Raw genomic sequence first — 20467 nt, 5'->3', positions numbered from 1 at the left:
GTGGTGCGAATACCATATATTTTTTTTAAATTTCTTCTCGTATGCCTATTATTTTATGGTTGTAATGAAGGGTCAAATATTGATTCTCAATCAATTGGAATAAAAAATAGTGATTATTTTTCAAATGAGAGTAGGAGTTTCTTAAGTCAGCGTATGGAAGATTCTCTAGAAATACATACTAGCCAAATACGGGCTGATTCTTTAAAATTAGAATATATATTTGATAAATCTTACCATTATTATCAAGAAGGTGATTCTGCTAAGTTCAGGTTCTGGAATAAGCTCTCAAAATATCTTTCTGAACGATCAGTAAATAATGATCGGGTAGCTGAATCTTATTGGGATTTGGGTAATTTTATGTATCGTCAGAATGTTCCAGACAGCGCTTATTTCAATTATTTTAAGGCTTATCAGTTTTATAAAAAGAATCGCAATAATTTTTATTCTGCTCGAATGCTTTTAAATATGGGTATTCTCCAAGAAAATTTCAAAGATTTTGTTGGAAGCGAAGTTGCAACTGTGGAAGCTTTGAAAACGTTCGAAGAATTAAACAAAAAACCACAATTATATATTGGTTATAGTAATTTAGGTGTAGTCTTCAATGGCCTAAAGGATATTGAAAATTCTTTAGAATTTCACCGGAAAGCACTTGAAGTTGCAAAATCACTTAATAATTCCATTTTAATATCAAAAACACTGAACAATATAGGTGCGGTTTACTCTAATGAGGAAGATTATGATTCTGCTCAATTATTCTTCAGAAAAGCAATGAAAACAGATAGCTTGCCGTTCAAAGATCCAGCTTTATACGCTACTCTAATTGATAATCTAACTTTTACAGAATTTAAGACCAATCCAAATGCTAATTTAATTATCAAGAATTACAAAAAAGCTTTAGGAATACATGATAGCATTGAAAACATTCCAGGAATTATTCTTAGTAATATTCATCTAGGTGAATATTATATATTTCACGGAAATGATACAACTGCACAAAATTATTTTTTAACCGCAAATGAATTTGCAAGAGAAACATCTAATTTTGATTATTATTTAGAATCTTTAAAGCTTTTAGAGTCAGTAAATCCAAAAGACAATGGGGGCTATTTGGAAACTTATTTACAAATTAATGATAGCTTAGTCAGGGAGGAAAGAAAGATACGGAACAAATTTGCGAGAATTAGATATAGAACTGATCAGTATATTCAGGAAACAAAAATTTTATCACAACAGCGTATTTATCTTTTAGGTTTGATTACATTATTTATAATCAGTTTTGTAGCTACCTTTTTTTATATAAAGCAAAGAATAAAAAACAAAGAATTGACACTAATTCAAGAGCAGCAGGAGGCTAATGAGAAAATTTATGACTTATTGCTAGAACAACATAAACATTTGGAAACCGGAAAGATCAACGAAAGGGAACGCATTGCCAATGAACTACATGATGGGGTGCTAGGTAAGATTTTCGGAACTAGAATGAGTATCGGTTTTTTAAATCCAATGAATACAGTGAGTATTGAGCCATATCTTCAAGAATTACAAAATATCGAAAAAGAAATACGTGATATTTCACATAATTTGATGGATAAAATAACTGGGGTTGATGAAAAGTTTATTTCAATTCTGAAAACTTTAATTCAAGATAAACAAAAAATTTTTGGCTTACATATTCAATTTCACCTAGACGAAAATCTGGATTTAGAGGTCTTACCCACTCAAATTCAGATTAATTTATATCGCATTTTACAGGAGGCAATACAGAACGTCATAAAACATGCTGACTCTAAGACCTTATATATCGCATTTTTTTTACAGAAGGATATTTTAGAACTAAATATAAGAGATGAGGGTAAAGGCTTTAAAAAGTCTAAGAAAAAGGCAGGTTTAGGTCTCAAAAGTATGCGAAATCGAGCTTCCAATATTGGAGGTAAATTAATTATTAATTCTAGCGAAATGGGAACAGAATTAGTATTGAAAATAAAATATACTTCTAAGGGATGAAAGGCTTGAATGTTTTAATTATCGATGACCATCCATTAATTGTTAATGCGTATACTCAGGCACTTGAAAATGTAGGTTCTAATATGGCTCTTGTCATAGATTGTCTGGGCTCTATCGATGAATTTAAAGAATTTTTAAAAAGTAATTCTACAATAAATAATATTGATCTAATTTTCTTAGATATACGTCTTCCAGTTGGAAGTTCCAAGGACTTCTTATCAGGAGAGGATATAGGAATATATATTAGAAATTTAAATAGAGATACGAAAATTATAATTTCTACAAGTCTTACTGACAACTTCAGGGTTCAGGGGATATTGAAAAGCATTGATCCTGAGGGCTTTCTGATAAAAAATGATTTAACACCTAAAGAGTTGATATTAGCAATAGAAAACGTTATTTCGGGTTCTCCTTATTATAGTAATCTTGTTCTAACACTCCTGAGAAAACAATTTAATAATGACAAGTATCTGGATGAATTAGATAGAAGATTATTGTATGAACTTTCATTAGGCACAAAAATGAAAGATCTTCCAAAAATACTACCTCTTTCTATTGCCGGTATAGAAAAGCGAAAAAGAAATCTTAAAATTTTATTCAATGTAGAAAATGATGGGGATAGAGGGTTAATCTTAGTAGCTAAAGAAAAAGGATTTCTTTAGTACTTATTCATTTATCTAAAAATTGGTTTTCTTATAAATTAACTGAATTTGGATTGCTTCTTTCATGAGTATATATTCCAAACGCTTTCTTCCTAAAATTATATGGCTTACTTGCATGTCTTTCGATCGTTGACGATCTAAGTTTTTCAACTGATTTTTCATACTTAGAATGAAGCTAGTTAAATTCTACTAAATATCACTTGCCGCTATTCAAGCTCTATAGACAATCTTGTTCTGTTTTTTTAATAGTTAATTAAGAATTATTGTCAGCCTTTTACCCGTTAAATAATTTAAAAAATAGAACATGGGTATAGTAGATAATTAATATGAAAAGTGTGCAATTAAAATTTTAAAATTTAGGTGAACAGTGACAAAGATTTAAGTGAATTAAAAGGCTATACTATGTCAAAACCTAAAATTAAATAATAACAATAAGTAATTGGTTTTAACAGATCATTAGGTTATTATAATGCAATTGTAAAACAGTTCTCTAAGCTTAAATCTTTCTATGAACTATAAAATTTGGTGACAAATAAAATTAGAGAAATCATTTGCATAAGTGTAATAGGAATAATTGTCCTGCGTTATGAAAATTTTTAATTAAGAAAATTTTAAGTTTCGTGTTAATTTAAGGTATTGATAATCAGATTTTTACATCCATATTACATTTCACCCTACTTATAGTACGGTATATTTTTCCTGGTTTTTCTATTTAATTTAGTTCTTGCCTGAATTATTGATCAATACTAAAGGAGGAACCCGAAAATCCTATTTAGAGTAAGGATAAAATTTTAAATAATTAATTTTGAAAAACTTTTACGAAATCAAGAAACCTAAAATCTTAAAAAGATTTTATTCCTGCTACGCAGTAATTTTTTGCACCCTATTTATTTTCAGCTGCAGCAAGGATTTTACCGATGATTTTAACCCTGGCTTTCAACAAGCTGAAGTTTCTAGTTTTGAGAAAATAGAGGCGGAAATGAGTGTTAAAGAACAATTGAGACTAAATTTTGCTAGAAAAATAGCTAAAGCAGTATCTGATAATCCAGAGTTGCGTTTATTCCTGAAAACTGAGGCGCTCAAAATGATTAACAATGATTTTGATGTTTTTTATCCGGTAGTAAAAGACAAAATTATTAAGGGAGCACATCTAAAATCTAGCGTTGGAGCATCGACCTTTAGAAATATATTGCTACAATATTTTGATAATGAAAGTGAGCTTATTGAAATTGAGCAGCAACTTCCCTTATTGACTATATTTATACCTCAACTACCTGAGAATTCATTTTCTGCAGAAAGTTGGGATCCGAACGATCCAGAACAGAATCCAGTCGTAGCCGTGCGATTATCTACCTCAAGTGACGTGCCCATGATTGATGATTTTCATAATCAGGAATATGTTGTAGAGTCAGATTTGATTCCTGCATATCCTGTAATTGTAATTAAGGACAATGAACGTATTGAATTAAGTGATGGATCTAATACAAGCAATCAAAAAAGAGAATTAGTTTGTTTTTCAGAGATTAGTGAAAGTCCAACCTATAATTACATTGACGACAATTTTGATCCTTGCTATACTGACCCTTGGGCAGGCGGAGGTGGTTCTGGAGGTGGTTCTGGTTCTGGTAGCTGTAATCCTGGATTTGATCCAATACCTGGACGAGATGCTACTGTAAATCAATTTCTCAAAAATGCTTATAACGTTTTTAATGGATCAATAACAACGCCATGGCATCGGGATAATATTTATTATCAACTTACACCAACACAAACTACGAACGCATATGTAGGAAGTAGATATGAGGAGGCTATTACATATTTCCGACTTACTGGAAATGCCGACGATATGTTTAATCGAATGTCTGATCAGTCCGACGGAGCTACTAGTAACTACGATCCATTGGACGCCAATCATGATTGGGATCACGACCTGCGTGATAGAACACCATGGACTGATGGATTTTTCGAGATAGATGTACTTATATTTGATGGGAGTAAAGTGCCTGGGGCCAGTGAACAAAGAATGAGATTCAGTGCAAGACCGGATGAGCTATTTGAATATGAACAAGAAACTGTTACTAGAACGAGAGGCGTATGGCCAGTAACTTGGGAACGTACGTATTGGAGACCTATAATAACTGACTTAAAGGGTATGGACTTTACTTCTACCGCAATAGGAAGCCAAAAATTATACATTCATCCATGGGACTTAACCAAATACTCTAATGTATGGAGTATAGAGTTTTATGAATATGATAATTCAGAGGACGTTACAGTAACTACAAGCATATCTACAAAGTTTAATACTAATTTAGAGGTGGATGCTTCGGCTTCGATTCCAGGCGATATCGTAAAGGTTGGGCTCAAATATGGTGCTAGCCTTGCTTTAGAAGAATCTGAAACCAAACAGGTCAAATATAAATTAGATAGGGATTTCTTGGGTAAAAAAGATGTGTCGTTTGAAGATAGATTAATTAACTTTAATCAATGTGATAATAAATATTATCCTAAACTAACTGAAACGGCGGGTGTTGCTTTTGAACTAAGACCTGTACAGGTAGAATTTTAAAGCCTATTTATGCAAAACATATTAAAAGTAATGGCGACACTTTTTCTGCTCAGCACTATTGGATGTGCAAAGGAAGATGTAGAACCACCCATATCTAAATATCTGGGATATTATAAAGTGACTTCATTCACTTCAGACATAGCTATGGACATCAATCAAGATGGTCAGGCCGAATATGATTTTCTTAAAGAATTGGATAAAGCCTGGTTCGAGAACGATATGAATATGATGGGAGAACACCATATATCAATTCGGTCATCTAGTCGAGGAGCTGATGTATTATGGGTATCGAGTAATGGAATGCCTTTAGATACATACAGACCTAATTTACCATATTTATTCATGAGATTTGATCCTGAAAGCACTTCTAAATATTTGACCATAAAAGATAGTCAGGTGGTATCTTTTGAAGTCCAGGAAGCTCCAAATGATATAGATAGACCTGAGTATGCTGAAGCATTTCCTGGGTACACCTCATTTAAATTTTTGGATGCCGAAACTCTCGAAGTTAGGATGGATCAAAAATTTTATGATGAAGAGGAAGAAGTGTGGAAGGATGTTAGTCTTATCGCTCGATTTTTAAAAATAACCGATCCTAATTATAGACCTGTCAACTATTGACCGATCTAAAAGAAGAACTTATTAATACAAATTTATAAATGTTGAAAAGCCGCTCTGATATTATCTAAGCGGCTTTTTTATTTAGTGTGCATGTTCTCCCAATATTAAACTACCTATTGTTCTTATTTTGTAGAGCACCGTTAGGTGATGGTAGAGTGTATAACTCGACTTTAATTTGAAGAAAGCATAAATAAAAGTTGGCGCGAACCCTTCGGCTAAGCTCAGAATAATCCAAACATTAACATCCTGTTAAGCCCTACCGAGAGTGCGATTTGGATAAGAGTTCCTGTTACCAGACTGCCGCCCAAGAAGTCAATCGTGACCTACGTGACGTTATAATTATCGGACCATGCCGATATATGATAGTTTCAAATTTTTTTATTGAAGTAAAAGTGTACTAGGAAATTGTAACAACAATTATTATGAAAGAAATAATGGTCCAAATTGGAAAAATTTATTTTATAGAAACTGAACTCTTTAATCACCTTTTTGCATTACGAATTAAAGTTCCTTTTATAAATTTCCCTATATTTTTTGTGATTTTTTAATTTAAAATTTTTTTCCTTACAAGGTGTAATAATAAACCATATCTGAAAACAAACTTTAAATTCTAGATTAGCTTTAAAATTTATTATGTACAATCTGGCAAACCAACAAAGGTTGATTCAGAAAGCTGATGAGATTTATAGGTATTATGAAGAATTTGATTTTAAAAGGGAAGAAAATATCGGAGCAATAAATGGACTCTCTGGAATAAGTTTCTTTTACTTGTACTATGGCAGGTTTTTGAATAGTGACGAAATCATTCAGAAAGGTTCGGAACTCATAAATGTATGCCTTGAAAAAGTCAATCAAGGATCTTTGAATCCTTCATATTGTTATGGAGTTTCAGGTTTTGGTTGGGCTTTAGATCATCTTACAAAAGAAGGTTTTATTGAGGCAGATGCTGATCAATACCTAATTAATTTTGATAGATTTTTAGAAGACTCTATGATCAATAATTTACATGATCATAATTATGATTATTTACATGGTGGTTTAGGTCAGGGGATGTATTTTCTAAAAAGATTAGAATGTTGCAAATCTACCGCTCTAAAAACTAAGTACATTAAAATTTTAAGGAATTGCATTAAAGAGTTGAAAGCTATTTCGATCCCGGATGGAACATTTTTTAAATGGAAATATTATTTAGCAAATGAAAACAATACTTCTGTTTATAATTTGGGTTTGTCTCATGGACAAGCAAGTATAATTAGCTTTTTGGCAAAAGCTGGTGATTACGATGAACTAAAAGAAGACGCTTTGCCTTTGCTTAAAGGGGCTGCTGATTATCTTTTAAAATTTAAATCTATTTCATCGACTATTTCAGAATTTCCAAATTGGCAAGAGGAGGATGGTATTTGCGAATATCAAAGTAGATTAGGTTGGTGCTACGGAGATTTGGGAATTGCCTTATCCCTTTGGAAAGCGGGTAGTACTTTGAATGATGAAGTTTACAAAAATGTTTCCTTATCTACCTTACATTCTGCGGTTAAGAGAAAGCTTCCAGAAGATACTAGAGTAATAGACGCTGGCGTGTGTCATGGCTCTTTTGGAATCGCCAAAATTTTTGATCATTTCAAAAACTTAACTGGGAATAAAATCTTTTCTGAAACAGCTGATTTCTGGATTAAGGAGGGGCTTTCACAAGCTGGTAGTAAGGAAGGTGCCGCTGGATTTAAGTGTTGGATAGGAGGAGAACAGACTTGGAAGTGTGATGTCAATCTCCTAAATGGAGTTGCAGGAATAGGCTTATGCATGTTAGATTACATAAATGGAAATAAATCTAATTGGGATGAATGCCTTCTGATTAATTAATAGAATATGGAAAGATCTCACATTATTAAATTAATTACGATTTTAATGCTTTTTCCGTTTTCCGGAAATGCTCAATTTCAAACCTGTGAACCGTACTTTAATCAGAATGCTTTGGACTTTGAGGACACTTTTAATTTAAAACCTTTAAGTTTTCCAATTGCTTTTACGTCGGATACTAATTATAGTGCAGTTGTAGATAAAGGAATAAAAAAGAATGGTAACCAGAGCGTTCGTATTACAGGGACTAATTTTGATTCTAAATCATTTGCTAATTTATCAGTAAGAATACCAATTCCAATAAAACGGGGAAGTAAATTAGAGGTTTCACTGTGGGTGAAGGCGGACAGCATTCATGGTGAAAACTCGGGTACTATGCTACGTTTGACTGGAATCGGCTTATCAAAAAATAATCGTCCAGATTTATTAGAATTTGGTAAAGAGGTCATAAAAAATACTGCCGATTGGAAAGAGATTTCCTTAGAATGTACTGTAGATAAACCTTTGCTTGGAATCACAATTAGCGGATTAATGCAGGGTAAAGGAATCGCTTGGTTCGATAATTTTCAATTAAAAATAGATGATCAAATTTTAGAAAAAAATCTTCATTTTTCGTCACAGAAAAAGTCTGAATTTATAAAAGATAGTCTCGAACCTTTTTTGTACACTATGGATCAGAATATGACCAAGATTGGAAACAAAAAAGATATTAAGGGTGTTCTCGGGAAAGCAAAGATTATCGGTTTGGGAGAGTCTACTCATGGAACAAAAGAAATTTTTGAAGCAAAGAAAAGATTAATACAATATTTGATTGAGGAGCAGGATGTAACCGAAATTGCTATAGAAGCATATTATGGAAACAGTTTAGTTCTAAACAGCTACATTATTGAGGGCAAGGGAGATCCGGTTGAACTAATTGCAGGTTTGGGATTTTGGCCATATTATACTCAAGAATTTTTAGATTTAATTCAATGGTTAAGGAATTACAATCTAAAACACAATAATAAGGTCAGAATTACGGGTATAGATCCCCAATCCTGCGAAGAATCGATTAAATACTTAAGGAATAAATTTCCAGACAATTCTGAGTACCAATCACTCTTAGAAAAAATTGATTCTCTATCACCGATCAACTTAGATAATAAAGCTGTCACATTAACAGATAGTCTTAAGACTTTAACTTCCAAAATGACATCTGATAAAATGGCCATAAAGAATAGCGAAATTATAAGTCAATTTCAATTGTTAAATCTTTATAGCGGTATAGAATATTCAAAAGTTAGGGATAGTTTAATGATGGAAAATATTAAATCCAGAGTGGTTGAATTACCTGATAATGAAAAACTGGTCGTTTGGGCGCATGATCTACATCTGCAAAGAGTTGAAGATTACTTAGGGAATTATATTTCAAAGTTTATAAACGATTCGTATATCAATATTGCTTTCATTCTCGGAAGCGGCAAATATACTGCAGTAGATTCAAATACGAATAAACTGGAATCTTACCATACTTTACGTGATCAACCATGTCATTCATTAGAAATGCTCTTAAGTGATTTCACGTATCAGGATATATTACTTTTCAACAGTGCACAGGCAAAGAATAATGATTATTTAAAGAAACAATTTTATAGCAAAATTCTCTATAAAAGAGATATAGGTGCGCTTGCCACTGATGATCAATTTCATGTGATTAGTCATGATGTTCAGAATTTATTTGATCTCTACATGTATTTTCCTAAGAGTACACCATCCACATTGTTAAAGAACTAAATTTAATTTTAACCTAAATATTTTATTATGAAAAACAAAAGCAAAATTAATTTATCCTTAAACAAAAAAGTTTTAAAAACCTTGGATTCCTTTGAATCTAGTAAAATTGTTGGCGGAAATTTGACCATGGATCCAGGATCAGGTAATATGATGTGTCTTCCGGACCCAGATACTTCTTGGTCACAATGTCCTACGGCATCCAATAGAAACCTTTGCGCAACGCAAATAAAACCTCCTTGTTCTTAAATGTTAAATGAATAATTAAATCAAAGGCTGTCTATATGGACAGCCTTTTATATTAGATGGATTTGATTATTGAGGACCTTTAGTTTATTAATTACTGAAAGGAGTAGAAGCAAGCAATCATTTTTTCTTTACTTTTGTTTATGGTGTTTCTGCATGGCAATTTGAGATCTATAGCTTCTAAAAAGAAAGTAGTAACAAACTAATTCATATTTGCGGTTATTACTGCTAAACAATCGATTTAAAGACATGTGTATGTATGACTGTATCATGGTTGTTAGCTCTGTGTATGATAAATTTTTAGTTTTAGCTCTTAATTCATGAATATTATTAGCTAATTTCTCCCTATTTGAATTCGAGTTATCATGGAATAATATGCTTGCATTTAAATATTTATCAATATCAGATTGAAAAATTCTATATTTCTTTTCGAGCTGTTTTTTCATGATAGTATTCATTCCGAATTCATAAGCAAAGTTATCTTTCCATGTCTCCATAAGAACAACTTTTTGATCAATCGAAATTTTAAAACATTCTAAGTAATAATCAATGATTTTTAATCCATATAGCCACCGATTTTTCTTGTTTTGGTCTATCTGGTATTGTGAGCTTAAAAAATGTAATATAATTTCACTATCGTAATAAAAAATTTTTTCAGCAATTTTTATAGTTCCATTTACATATCTTTGAATCTCTCTTTTGTAGGTAGATATTTCAATATCACCAATTAAGTCAGTTTTATAAAATGGACTTAGGGTTTTATAGATAATCGAAATTAGCTCGCCTATTTTATCTTGTGACGTTAGTTCAAAACGAATTCTTAAATGGTTTGATGGGACATTGTATCTTATATAAAACCATTTTCGAATAATTTTCTGTTCAAATAATTGATTTATTACCGGCTGAATTGATTCACATAAAATGTACTCGGCATCATTAGGACCGCAAAAAATCTTATAAAAAATCCATTTATCTCCAATGATAAAATCAGTTTTAGTTTTTTTCATTTTTTATAATTAAATCTTTTGTGAAAACCTAGTAGAATTTCATGACTATAATGTTCATCATACAAATCCTGTACGCAATTTCTATTGTTGGATAAGTTTTCTACTAATTGAAATGTTGGCTGATTTTTAATGGAGTCCAGTAGCATTTTCACTGAATTATAATTTTTGAATGAAATGATGATTTTCTCTTCGCCATCTGGAAGATCCACTAATGATGGAAGCTTTTTCTTCTTCAAGAATTCAGCAATTTCTAACTTAAGTTTTTTCCAGTTGTTTCGTACGGGATAGCAGGATTCAAGATCTTTTTGCTTTAAGTTCCATGTAGCTCTAGATAAAATTACATTTTCGTATTCGATTCTAGGAATAAAATCATGTGATTCTTTTAACGGGCCAATTTCAAAATAAATACTTTTACGTTTCTTATAAAATTGATATTCGGAAAGAAAGTGGTAAATCGGAAGCGTAGTACTATTTTGAAAACTATGTGCCGTAGATAGGTGCGGTATAATTTCTTTATTATGCTTTTTAGACACAATCACAAGGTTTCTACCGTTTTCAACTTTCAATAATATATCCTCAAGATTTATAACATTTGTATCTTTTTGAAACCCTGATAAATATGGGATTTCAAAATCTCTAATATGTGGTCTGTTCATAATATTAAATAAGCGATATTCCGGTATGTGTGCTATTTCTGCTAATATTTTATTCGGATTTAAAGCTTTCTCAGTTTCAGAAATCTTTTTTACAAATTTCAACATAGCAGGATTTCCATGGCTAAAACGGCTAATTAGATTCGCTGCACTAGATCCCCCAGATCCCAGAAATTCTATTTGACTTTCGTCTTCACCAGTAAGCTTTATCATGGCTAAGAATGTGTCTGGAAGGTCTTCCCAAGAGTTCCCGTTATCATTCCAATCTTCCGTATTCAGACTAATTACTGGCTTATTTTCTTTTAATGCCTCAATAATTAACTCATTTAATTTTTGAAAAGTAGAATTCCACGGAAATTTTAATTCTTCAGATTTTCGTGTAAAAACAAGGTCATCAATTAATGGATTATCATCACAATTTGGAAAGGACGGCTTAAAATTAATACCTGATTCAACATCCAGTGCTATTGCAATTGGAACTTGCCGCTCCCCAAATCTTTCGATGAATTTTTTAATAAAAAAATCCATTTGTTTTTCTTTAGGATAATAGGAAATTTTGTTTAAGAATATTAATACATTTTTCACCCTCTGTACAATATCTTTAGAAAGTCTATTTTCCTTGTAATGTGGAAACATCTCTACATCGATAGGGGACTTAGAAAAAGATCCGGACTTTTTATAAAGCGAGTTAACGATGTTAGGTAAATTTCTATCATTTAATTTATTGTTTAAGACAACACTAATTTGTTCAAATGTTTTAAAAATATTGTCCAATTTTTCATTTGTACCCAAAGTACTTAGATAATCTTTTAATTGAACTATTGAAGTTAATCCCGTGACAGATAATTCTAAGTGGCTAAGCAGAATTCTACTTTCAATAATATCGATGATGAAAGAAGCTGACTCAGTTTTTGAGATCCCACTAGAAAATTCTTGCAAAAACTTCGCTTGTAAAGTTTTAACTGAAAGCCCTTCACTTGATTCATTAATTATATATTCCAAATAGGGAGAATAAGGAACCTCCGAAATACGGTATTTTAATTGTTGTTTAACCATATAAGGTTCAAAATATCTATATTTGAAGCCGATTCGGTAAATTGATGAATTGGTGTGAAAAATGGAATTTTCAGTAAATTGTCCACGTTCTTCCGAGAGAAATATTTCCTCCAGGTAATTAACATTAAAACGAGTAAATACGTTATTTTGATCAGGGTCTTTAACAATACGAACATCACCCTTAATTTCACCTATTGCACAACCAGCAAATAAGCCGAACGGTGAACATCTTGATGTTGCTCTGGTAAAATATTTAAAAAGACTTTCTTCTAATTTCCTTTGCTTTTTTGAATCAAGTAGTTCATTTTCTAACCATTTATTAATTTCCCTAAACAACGGCGGTGATGCAAAGAAAACACCATTTAACAATTCAGTTTGACAAACAAGTTTTTTAAATTGTTCTTCATTAATGGTTTCATTTTGAGTAAATGAAAGATATTTATTGATAGAAAACAGAGGTGTTCTTATTATATATTCTGAAAAGTTCTGATATGGGAAATTAGTGGACATTTTTTTGTGTTTAATGGAGTACGCAAATTAATTTTTGGGAAATCTATTTCTGGAAGATTTTTCTAAACTGATAAAAAACTCTTTCGATTAACCGCAAATCTTCAGTAATGATTTCTCCGGTACCCCGCATTCCATTCTTAAATTGTACATGTTTATTGTAATTTGTTGTAATTGGCTTTTCCAGTTTAGCCTCTGCTAAAAAATTTTCGCTATTCGTAGCAGTAAGTGATAGTCTATCGATTTGAGTTACTATAGTACCGTATTCTTCAGATGGATAATTATCTAGTTTTATAATTATCTTTTCACCTATTTTGAGTTTAGCTGAATTAATTGTTGGAGTACGGATACGGGCTATAAAATGAGAATTATTCTTAGGTAAAATGGTAAACATCCACTCGGCTGATTTAACTACTGAGTTATCATCCCAATAATCCATATAAGAAACAGTTCCAGATATATCAGAATAGATAACATAATTTTCTTCCCAGCTTTTTAAACTCTCTTTAAGCTGATCAAATGATTGAACTAAATTGTTGTATAAATTTGTTTCTTGATTAACCTTTTCAATATTTATACTATTTTCTCCTATCTCTGCGATGCTTAATTGTTCCCTTGTCTTTGAAATTTCGGTATTATAATTTTCATTGGCTCTTTGGGCTCTTATATAATCCATTTTGCTATTGTCAAATTCTTGCGAAGACAAGACGCCTTTCTCGTATAGGGTTTTATTTCTATTAAATCTGTCAAGCTGTAGGTTCAGTTCTATATCCGATGCGGACTTCTGGGTAATTAAATTTTTAAGTTGAAATTCTAATTCTGAAATTGTATAGCGGCTTTCAAGTTTCTTATTCGAAAATGGGTCCATATTTCGGTATAAAGAATATTGAGCATAATTATTTTCGAAAATTGCAAATGAAGATTCTATTTCTCCGAGAAAAAGATTATTTAAGGAATCAGGGTACCGGTTTATTAAATCTTTTAAGGTCTTATTTTCAACAATTTTTTTGAGATTAAATACATCTTTATAATTAGCTGTATTTTTTAGAATTGCTAATTTCTCTCCACTCTCTATGAAAGTTTGATCCTTTACAAAGAGAGCATCAATTTTTCCATTTGTTTTTGCATAGATTTTTTGAGGTGGTTTTTCAGAAGTCAATATAACAGTAGAAGAAATTACCTCAGGATATTTTATGACCCAAGAAAGAGCTAGTAAAAGAATTATTATCAAAAAAATTAATAAATTCCCCCAACGTATCATCCAGTGGGGCATTCTGGTCAGAATATCCTGTACTTCATCGCTTCTTAGATCTATTTTGTCCAACTTATCTTTCATTAGTTTCCTAGTTCTAATTGGTTCTTAATTAAATTGTAGTAATCACCTTTTTTCTTAACTAATTCCTTATGATTTCCTATTTCTACGATTACTCCATCCTTTAGCACCACAATTTGATGAGCATTTCTAACAGTACTTAGTCTATGCGCAATAACCACGGCAGTTCTCTTAGATAAAAACTCATTCAAATTATTAATAATTATCTTCTCATTTTCGGCATCTAGTGCACTTGTTGCCTCATCAAAAAATATATACTGGGGGTCTTTATACACCGCCCTTGCTATTAATAGTCTTTGTTTCTGACCGGTACTCATACCTACACCTTCATTACCAATTTTTGTATTATAGGACAAAGGAAGAGATTCTATAAAATCTTGAATATTTGCAATTTTGATTGCATTACGAAGTTTATCTTTATCTATAAAATCTGCACCCACAGCAATATTTCTTGCAATTGTATCATTAAATATAAAACCTTCCTGCATTACCACACCACTATGTTCACGCCAAGCCCTCTGTGAAATATTTTCAAGCTTGTGTGAACCTAATCTTATGACTCCAGAAGTTGGCTGATAAAATTTCAGAAGAAGTTTCATTAAGGTTGTTTTTCCACTTCCGCTGCTTCCAACTATAGCTGTTGTTTGATTTGCAGGAATCTTTAAACTTATATTTTGAAGTACTAGGTTATATGTTCCGTAATATGAAAAACTAACATCCTCTAGGAATAGATTTTGATCTAAATTTATATCTTGAATTGAGTGTGCTTCCTCATTTTCCTCATTTTTTTTATTATGGATTTCAGACAGTCTTTCAATCGAAATTTTTGCATCCTGAACTTCTCTTACAAACTCTATTAATTGTGCCAAGGGAGAATTTAATTGGCCTACTATATAGCTAATCGCCAACATCATTCCTAGAGTGATTTCGCCTTCTATAACTAATTTAGCAGAAAGAAAGGTTACAAAAATATTTGTTACCTCATTAATGAATCTAGAGCCTACAGATTGATATTGCTCAAGAGATAATCCTTCTAATGAAACCTTGAATAACTTTGCCTGAATGTATTCCCAACCCCATCTTTTTTTCCTTTCTGCGTTATGTAATTTTATCTCTTGCATGCCATTAATTAATTCAATGACCTTGCTCTGTTCCTCGCTTATTTGAGAAAATCTTTTGTAATCAAGTGCTTTCCTCTTTTTTAAAAATATGGCTATCCAAATAAAATAGAATGTATTACCAATTAAAAAGACCAACAGAATTTGAAGGTTGTAATAGGCTAGGACAAAACTAAATAAGACAAGGTTGATTAAAGAAAATAGAACGTTTAAGGAAGAATTTGTCAAAAGTCGCTCAATACGCCGATGATCATTAATTCTTTGCATGATATCTCCAGTCATCTTACTATCAAAATAGGCTATCGGTAATTTCATCAACTTGATGAAAAAGTCAGAAACCAATGAGATATTAATTCTCGTACTTAAATGAAGAAGAATCCAACTACGAATAACTTCAATACTAATTCTGCCAACGAAGAGAGATAGTTGTGCGAATAATATCAAATATATAAAGTTGATATCTTGATTTCTGATACCAATATCTACCACGCTCTGGGTTAAAAAAGGAAATATAACTTGTAATAGACTACTTGCGAGTAATCCCAAAAATAATTGGAAAAGAAATTTTTTATATTTAAATAAATACTGAGTTATAAAAGATAATCCGAAAGTTGTCTGAAAATTCTCGAAGTCATTCTCATAAAAATTCGGAGTTGGCTCAAGTATTAGTGCAATTCCCTCTTCCGTGTTTTTGTTTGCGTTTCTAGAAACCCAAAAATTAATGAACTCCCTTTCATTATAGGTTATTAAACCATGTGCTGGATCTGAAATATAAAATATCTCGTTTTTTATTTTATAAAGAACAACGTAATGACGGTTATTCCAATGTAGAATACATGGGAGAGGTAATTCTTTAAGATCTGTGGTAGACGTTTTAACTCCGATACTCCGAAAACCCAGCTTTTCTGCAGCATCACTTAAGCCTAGCAAACTGCTACCTTCTCTAGTGTTTTTTGTCAGATCTCTTAGTAATTCAACAGAAAGAGTTTTTTTATAGTGAGCCGAAATTATTTTTAAGCAAGTTGGGCCACAATCTTTTATATCTGCTTGTTTGTAAAAGGGAAATTTCCCCATAAATACTATGATTAAATATTAGGATAATATAATTATTCGGTAATGAATTCTTGAATGTCGTGAATTGAATAAAGATCTCTCGGATATTCATACCCATTTAGAGCAATAAAGGGCGTGTAATTTATATGATTATTGTCAATCCACTGGTATGTTTGCTGCATATAGCTTTCAAACTCAAACTCATAATCATAAAAGTTTTTATTATTCCATTCTTCAAAATTTTTGGAATAGAGCAATTCCATAGTTTTATTTATAAAATAATTTTCATTCTCTATTTGGAAGATTTGATATAGGTTTTTAATGGATTCAAATTCCACTTTATTAGATGATTCTTTAGCTATCTTAAAGCGAATAATGATCTTGAGTTCAATATCTGGATCGTTTTTCAGTTCTATCATATTCTTAAAATTTTGAGGACAATGCACACAAGTAGGACTCAAAACAAGCGTTATGACTGCAGTAGGATTTTCAGATCCAATAATCATTTCTCCTGGAAATTCCAATTCTGAAATTTTCCTTTCCTGTTTTAAAATGGAGTTAAATACATGTTTTTTCCTCTTTATTTTATAAAAGTCAATCGATATAGATTGGAGTTTATTTCTGTTTATTTGATTCGTTTCAATTAATCTCCAGATTACTAACCCTAAAATCATTGATGCTGCAAGTCTAAAGATTGAATGCAATGAGATTTCTAAGATTTCAAAAGATTGGAAAATTGAAATTAATAGGAAATATTGGGAGAAGATTATAATGGAAACAGATAAACACAATGTACACCAAAACTTAACTACAAAACTTTGATAGTAGATGGAAAAAATACAAACGCAAATTGCTCCGGAGTGCAATAAAATATTCACATAGAGAAATTCATTACTTGAATCGGTGAGAAATAAAATACTCAAAATTTGGTAGAAAAAAAATATCCCTACTACATCAACCAGTTTTAAACCAATAAAACCTTTAGCTAATGCTGAATTGAAAACATTCTGACAGCTTACCTTCGGACTAAGACTGCAAAATTTGTACGAATATTCGTCAGTACTAGTGTCATTATCTTTTTTCAAGATTAAAAATGATATTATAATTCCTAAAAGACTAAAAATAAAAGATATTTGAAGTTGCCAGTTAAGTTGTTGAAAGTTAGAGTTTAATATTAAGATTATTATCGATATCACATATAGAAACTGCATTCTATTTTGATAAACCTTGTCAGTCAAATAACTTGAAATCTTTTCACCGCTTTTTATTTCAAGTACAATACCGGTGAATAGCTCAAGAAGCTGACTAGTATCTAAAATCTTACTACCGTATATACTATTAATTTTGAATTTTGAATTCTTTTTTATTATCTCGATAATCTCAGTTCGATGCATAGATCCTTTGGATAAGGAAATAAACGATGTGGGTAGAAACTCTAAACTACCTGAATAATCTTCTAACTTATAAATATCATAGCTTATATTAAAATAATCAAGAGTATCCGTCAGGGAGATTAATTGCGGATAACAAGGATGTGAAGTGTATTTAATTTCGAATTTAGATTTTTTAAAAGTAATCTTGTTATGTTTGAGCCATGCCATTATAACTGATACTAATTTCTTTTTTTTAGTCATTGCAAAAAATAGAATTAATTAGTAGAGGAGGAAGAATTGGCTCCAATTTCGGATGTTATATTTCGATGAGAGTAATGTTAAACCGACACCCGATAAGCCATTTAAGAAATTACTCTTGTCGTAAATCTCTAATTTTTCGCCAGATAAACTTAAATCAGGATAATACATAGTTGGGCTGTCTAAAACTTTTTCAACGTTCTTAATTAATTCATTATTCCAGTATTGAATTCTTTTAGTGATTTTTTCGTGTGGGAATAGTTCTTTTATTCTAATGAGAATATAAACGATACCTGAAATTCCATGACAAAAGCCCGGGTCGAAACAGGATTGTTCATGGAAATGTATAACCCCTGATGTGCACAAATCTCTTGAAAGAACTATTTCAATGTATACAGCGCATTTTTCAAGAATGTATTCGCTATTTGATATAGAAGCAGAATACAACAGTGCGTATATTATGCCTAAGTCACCGTAACACCATCCTAATCTTGAATAACTTTTAGCATTTGTATTTCCTACATATCCAGTTCCGAAGGAACTAAGACCAGAAACATGATTTTCAAGACTCATGATTTTTCTTTGGAGACCATCAATCATAATTTTGATATATGGATTTTTGTATCCAAGAAATTCTAGATGGGACAGGAAGATTAGTATTCCAGGTATACCGTGAGCAAGACCCAGATTGATAGAACATTTTTTGCTGTTTTCATACCAGTATGTTCCCTTTTCATCTACTAATCTGTTAGAAAAAAGATTATTTACAAAATTATCAACCAATGAGATCTTTCTTGATTTGGAAATATAGGTACAATGTAGGATAAATTGAAACTTACCCATACTACCATAGAGAACATCAAAATTATTAAGCGGTAAATCCGCTTTTAGAGATTTTTCTAGATGCGGTATAAAATCTACTAGCAAATTTTCAGATTCTAAGATACCAATGTGATCTAATTGACCTGCTAAATATGCAAATCCGTCAAAACCCTCATAAATTCCACTTTTCAGATTTTGATTAGAAAATGAATCTATAGAATTGTTCAGAATCTCAAGCGCTTTATTTTTATAGTTTACATCTTTTGTGCAGTTATAATAATTAGCCAGAAATAGAATAGATCCTAAATTCTCATCCATTGTCGGTAGGCGGTTCTTAGTCGAAGAATTAATTAACTTACTTGCTATGTTAATTAAGAGATTGTCAATTTTTTCCATACTTTTAAAGAAATGGCTGTGTTAAACAGCCATTTCGTTTGAATTAATTTGTGCTAGTACCACATTCGCCGTTACCAACTCCACTAAGGCTCAAATCTACCCTACCGCTTTCGCAACATTCTTTGCCTCTGTCACTTCCTCGTTGACAGGATACAACACAAACACCTCCATTAACTTCCTGCATTTCTACTCTGTTTAATGCAGAAACAGTTTTTTTGTTCAACTGTAACTTTCTCATATTAAAATATTTAAAATTTGCCTACTCTTGAAAGGATTTTCGGCTACCTCCTAAATTTAGATCATATCATTTTTTTATTTCTAGCCAATGAACTATCGTAGCTTCTAAAAAGGAAGTCATATATAATCCATTCACACAATCTCTGTTTTGATCTGAATAACCTATTGCAGTGCATATGCAGATAACTTGCAAGCAAATCTGAAAGATGTATATCGACCGGCTTTTCCTGATATTTATCAATTATTTTTAACGCAAGGGCTTGATTCTGTAATTTATTTTGTAACAATAAATTTTTGATCTCGATATTATTAACATCGAGAATAACATCGTCTATTCTTGACCTATATCGTCTATATTTATCACTAAGTTGTTTCCTAGCATGTTTGTCAGCTTGAAATTCTCCTGCAAATGAAGTTTTGAGATGTTTCAACAAATTTTGTTTATCTCTTAGATTTAATTTAAAAGCATCTAAGAAATCATCGATCCAGCGAATGCATATTAGCCACCTCAATTCTTGATCTTCTCCACAGATTGAAATTGTTTGAATTACAAATTCACTATTACTTCTAAAAATCATCTCGGAAACCTCCATTGTGCTAGAACCGTACCTTTCAATTTCCCTGATATAGGTGTCTACCTGAACTTTATGGATTATATGATCATTCAGTAATTCCGAAGTAATATCATTGAAGATTTTGCAAATTACACCTATATGGTGATGATCATATATTTGAAATCTAATACGTAAGTGAGGGTCAGGATCATTGTAGCGAATAAAAAACCAATTTTTAATTAATCCTTTCTTTGTACAGGAATTAATCATTGGTAATAATTGTTCGACTAGGAAAGAATCCGCAATACTGCGTCCTAAATACAATTTAAAATACAACCATTCACTACCTATAGCAAACTTTCTTGTAATCATTG

14 protein-coding genes are annotated in these 20467 nt (G+C 31.4%); 6 read left to right on the top strand and 8 right to left on the bottom strand.

Annotated features, from left to right (window positions below; all coding sequences use genetic code 11):
* The first annotated feature begins 153 nt into the window (after positions 1-153).
* The 6 genes from ABVM50_RS15090 (at position 154) to ABVM50_RS15065 (ending at position 9483) form a co-directional block, all read left to right on the top strand.
* Positions 154-2004: a tetratricopeptide repeat protein gene (locus tag ABVM50_RS15090; protein WP_405199324.1), complete on the top strand. Its 1851-nt coding sequence runs from the start codon at positions 154-156 to the stop codon at positions 2002-2004.
* On the top strand, positions 2001-2666 hold the full coding sequence (locus tag ABVM50_RS15085; protein ID WP_405199323.1) for a response regulator: 666 nt from the start codon (positions 2001-2003) through the stop codon (positions 2664-2666). The genes ABVM50_RS15090 and ABVM50_RS15085 overlap by 4 nt, the downstream gene beginning before the upstream one ends.
* Before the next feature lie 805 nt (positions 2667-3471).
* The gene (locus ABVM50_RS15080) at positions 3472-5235 is read left to right on the top strand and encodes a hypothetical protein (RefSeq protein ID WP_405199322.1); all 1764 of its coding nucleotides are present in this window, start codon (positions 3472-3474) and stop codon (positions 5233-5235) included.
* A gap of 9 nt (positions 5236-5244) precedes the next feature.
* On the top strand, positions 5245-5856 hold the full coding sequence (locus ABVM50_RS15075) for a hypothetical protein (RefSeq protein WP_405199321.1): 612 nt from the start codon (positions 5245-5247) through the stop codon (positions 5854-5856).
* Positions 5857-6489: 633 nt separating this feature from the next.
* Positions 6490-7713 carry a lanthionine synthetase C family protein gene (locus tag ABVM50_RS15070; protein WP_405199320.1) on the top strand — a complete coding sequence of 408 codons (1224 nt, stop codon included), beginning with the start codon at positions 6490-6492 and terminating at the stop codon, positions 7711-7713.
* 6 nt (positions 7714-7719) lie between these two features.
* Positions 7720-9483 (top strand): erythromycin esterase family protein, encoded by a 1764-nt coding sequence (locus ABVM50_RS15065; RefSeq protein ID WP_405199319.1) that lies wholly within the window; start codon positions 7720-7722, stop codon positions 9481-9483.
* Between the two features lie 374 nt (positions 9484-9857).
* On the opposite strand, the gene ABVM50_RS15060 is transcribed toward ABVM50_RS15065, so the two are convergent.
* From ABVM50_RS15060 to ABVM50_RS15025, 8 genes are all read right to left on the bottom strand, one after another.
* The gene (locus ABVM50_RS15060) at positions 9858-10733 is read right to left on the bottom strand and encodes a thiopeptide-type bacteriocin biosynthesis protein (protein WP_405199318.1); all 876 of its coding nucleotides are present in this window, start codon (positions 10731-10733) and stop codon (positions 9858-9860) included.
* Positions 10730-12952 (bottom strand): lantibiotic dehydratase family protein, encoded by a 2223-nt coding sequence (locus tag ABVM50_RS15055; protein WP_405199317.1) that lies wholly within the window; start codon positions 12950-12952, stop codon positions 10730-10732. Before ABVM50_RS15055 ends, ABVM50_RS15060 begins: the two co-directional genes overlap by 4 nt.
* Before the next feature lie 43 nt (positions 12953-12995).
* Positions 12996-14285, bottom strand: a complete 1290-nt coding sequence (locus tag ABVM50_RS15050) for an HlyD family secretion protein (RefSeq protein WP_405199316.1) — start codon at positions 14283-14285, stop codon at positions 12996-12998.
* Positions 14285-16474, bottom strand: coding sequence for a peptidase domain-containing ABC transporter (locus ABVM50_RS15045; protein ID WP_405199315.1), 2190 nt, complete (start codon positions 16472-16474; stop codon positions 14285-14287). The genes ABVM50_RS15050 and ABVM50_RS15045 overlap by 1 nt, the downstream gene beginning before the upstream one ends.
* Before the next feature lie 32 nt (positions 16475-16506).
* Positions 16507-18087 (bottom strand): vitamin K epoxide reductase family protein, encoded by a 1581-nt coding sequence (locus tag ABVM50_RS15040; protein ID WP_405199314.1) that lies wholly within the window; start codon positions 18085-18087, stop codon positions 16507-16509.
* Positions 18088-18105: 18 nt separating this feature from the next.
* Positions 18106-19302 (bottom strand): lanthionine synthetase LanC family protein, encoded by a 1197-nt coding sequence (locus ABVM50_RS15035; RefSeq protein WP_405199313.1) that lies wholly within the window; start codon positions 19300-19302, stop codon positions 18106-18108.
* Between the two features lie 43 nt (positions 19303-19345).
* The gene (locus ABVM50_RS15030; RefSeq protein ID WP_405199312.1) at positions 19346-19540 is read right to left on the bottom strand and encodes a class I lanthipeptide; all 195 of its coding nucleotides are present in this window, start codon (positions 19538-19540) and stop codon (positions 19346-19348) included.
* A gap of 61 nt (positions 19541-19601) precedes the next feature.
* Positions 19602-20465 (bottom strand): thiopeptide-type bacteriocin biosynthesis protein, encoded by an 864-nt coding sequence (locus tag ABVM50_RS15025; protein ID WP_405199311.1) that lies wholly within the window; start codon positions 20463-20465, stop codon positions 19602-19604.
* Positions 20466-20467 lie beyond the last annotated feature (2 nt).

It is taken from the genome of Christiangramia sp. LLG6405-1 (assembly GCF_045055805.1).
Classification (GTDB): Bacteria; Bacteroidota; Bacteroidia; order Flavobacteriales; family Flavobacteriaceae; genus Christiangramia.
This window is presented reverse-complemented; position numbering and strand designations above follow the sequence as displayed.

Excerpts from the sequence above, each read along its gene's own strand:
- ABVM50_RS15090 (WP_405199324.1), top strand. The coding sequence starts at position 154 with ATGGAAGATTCTCTAGAAATACATACTAGCCAAATACGGGCTGATTCT.
- ABVM50_RS15085 (WP_405199323.1), top strand. The coding sequence starts at position 2,001 with ATGAAAGGCTTGAATGTTTTAATTATCGATGACCATCCATTAATTGTT.
- ABVM50_RS15075 (WP_405199321.1), top strand. The coding sequence starts at position 5,245 with ATGCAAAACATATTAAAAGTAATGGCGACACTTTTTCTGCTCAGCACT.
- ABVM50_RS15070 (WP_405199320.1), top strand. The coding sequence starts at position 6,490 with ATGTACAATCTGGCAAACCAACAAAGGTTGATTCAGAAAGCTGATGAG.
- ABVM50_RS15065 (WP_405199319.1), top strand. The coding sequence starts at position 7,720 with ATGGAAAGATCTCACATTATTAAATTAATTACGATTTTAATGCTTTTT.
- ABVM50_RS15060 (WP_405199318.1), bottom strand. The coding sequence starts at position 10,733 with ATGAAAAAAACTAAAACTGATTTTATCATTGGAGATAAATGGATTTTT.
- ABVM50_RS15055 (WP_405199317.1), bottom strand. The coding sequence starts at position 12,952 with ATGTCCACTAATTTCCCATATCAGAACTTTTCAGAATATATAATAAGA.
- ABVM50_RS15050 (WP_405199316.1), bottom strand. The coding sequence starts at position 14,285 with ATGAAAGATAAGTTGGACAAAATAGATCTAAGAAGCGATGAAGTACAG.
- ABVM50_RS15045 (WP_405199315.1), bottom strand. The coding sequence starts at position 16,474 with ATGGGGAAATTTCCCTTTTACAAACAAGCAGATATAAAAGATTGTGGC.
- ABVM50_RS15040 (WP_405199314.1), bottom strand. The coding sequence starts at position 18,087 with ATGACTAAAAAAAAGAAATTAGTATCAGTTATAATGGCATGGCTCAAA.
- ABVM50_RS15035 (WP_405199313.1), bottom strand. The coding sequence starts at position 19,302 with ATGGAAAAAATTGACAATCTCTTAATTAACATAGCAAGTAAGTTAATT.
- ABVM50_RS15030 (WP_405199312.1), bottom strand. The coding sequence starts at position 19,540 with ATGAGAAAGTTACAGTTGAACAAAAAAACTGTTTCTGCATTAAACAGA.
- ABVM50_RS15025 (WP_405199311.1), bottom strand. The coding sequence starts at position 20,465 with ATGATTACAAGAAAGTTTGCTATAGGTAGTGAATGGTTGTATTTTAAA.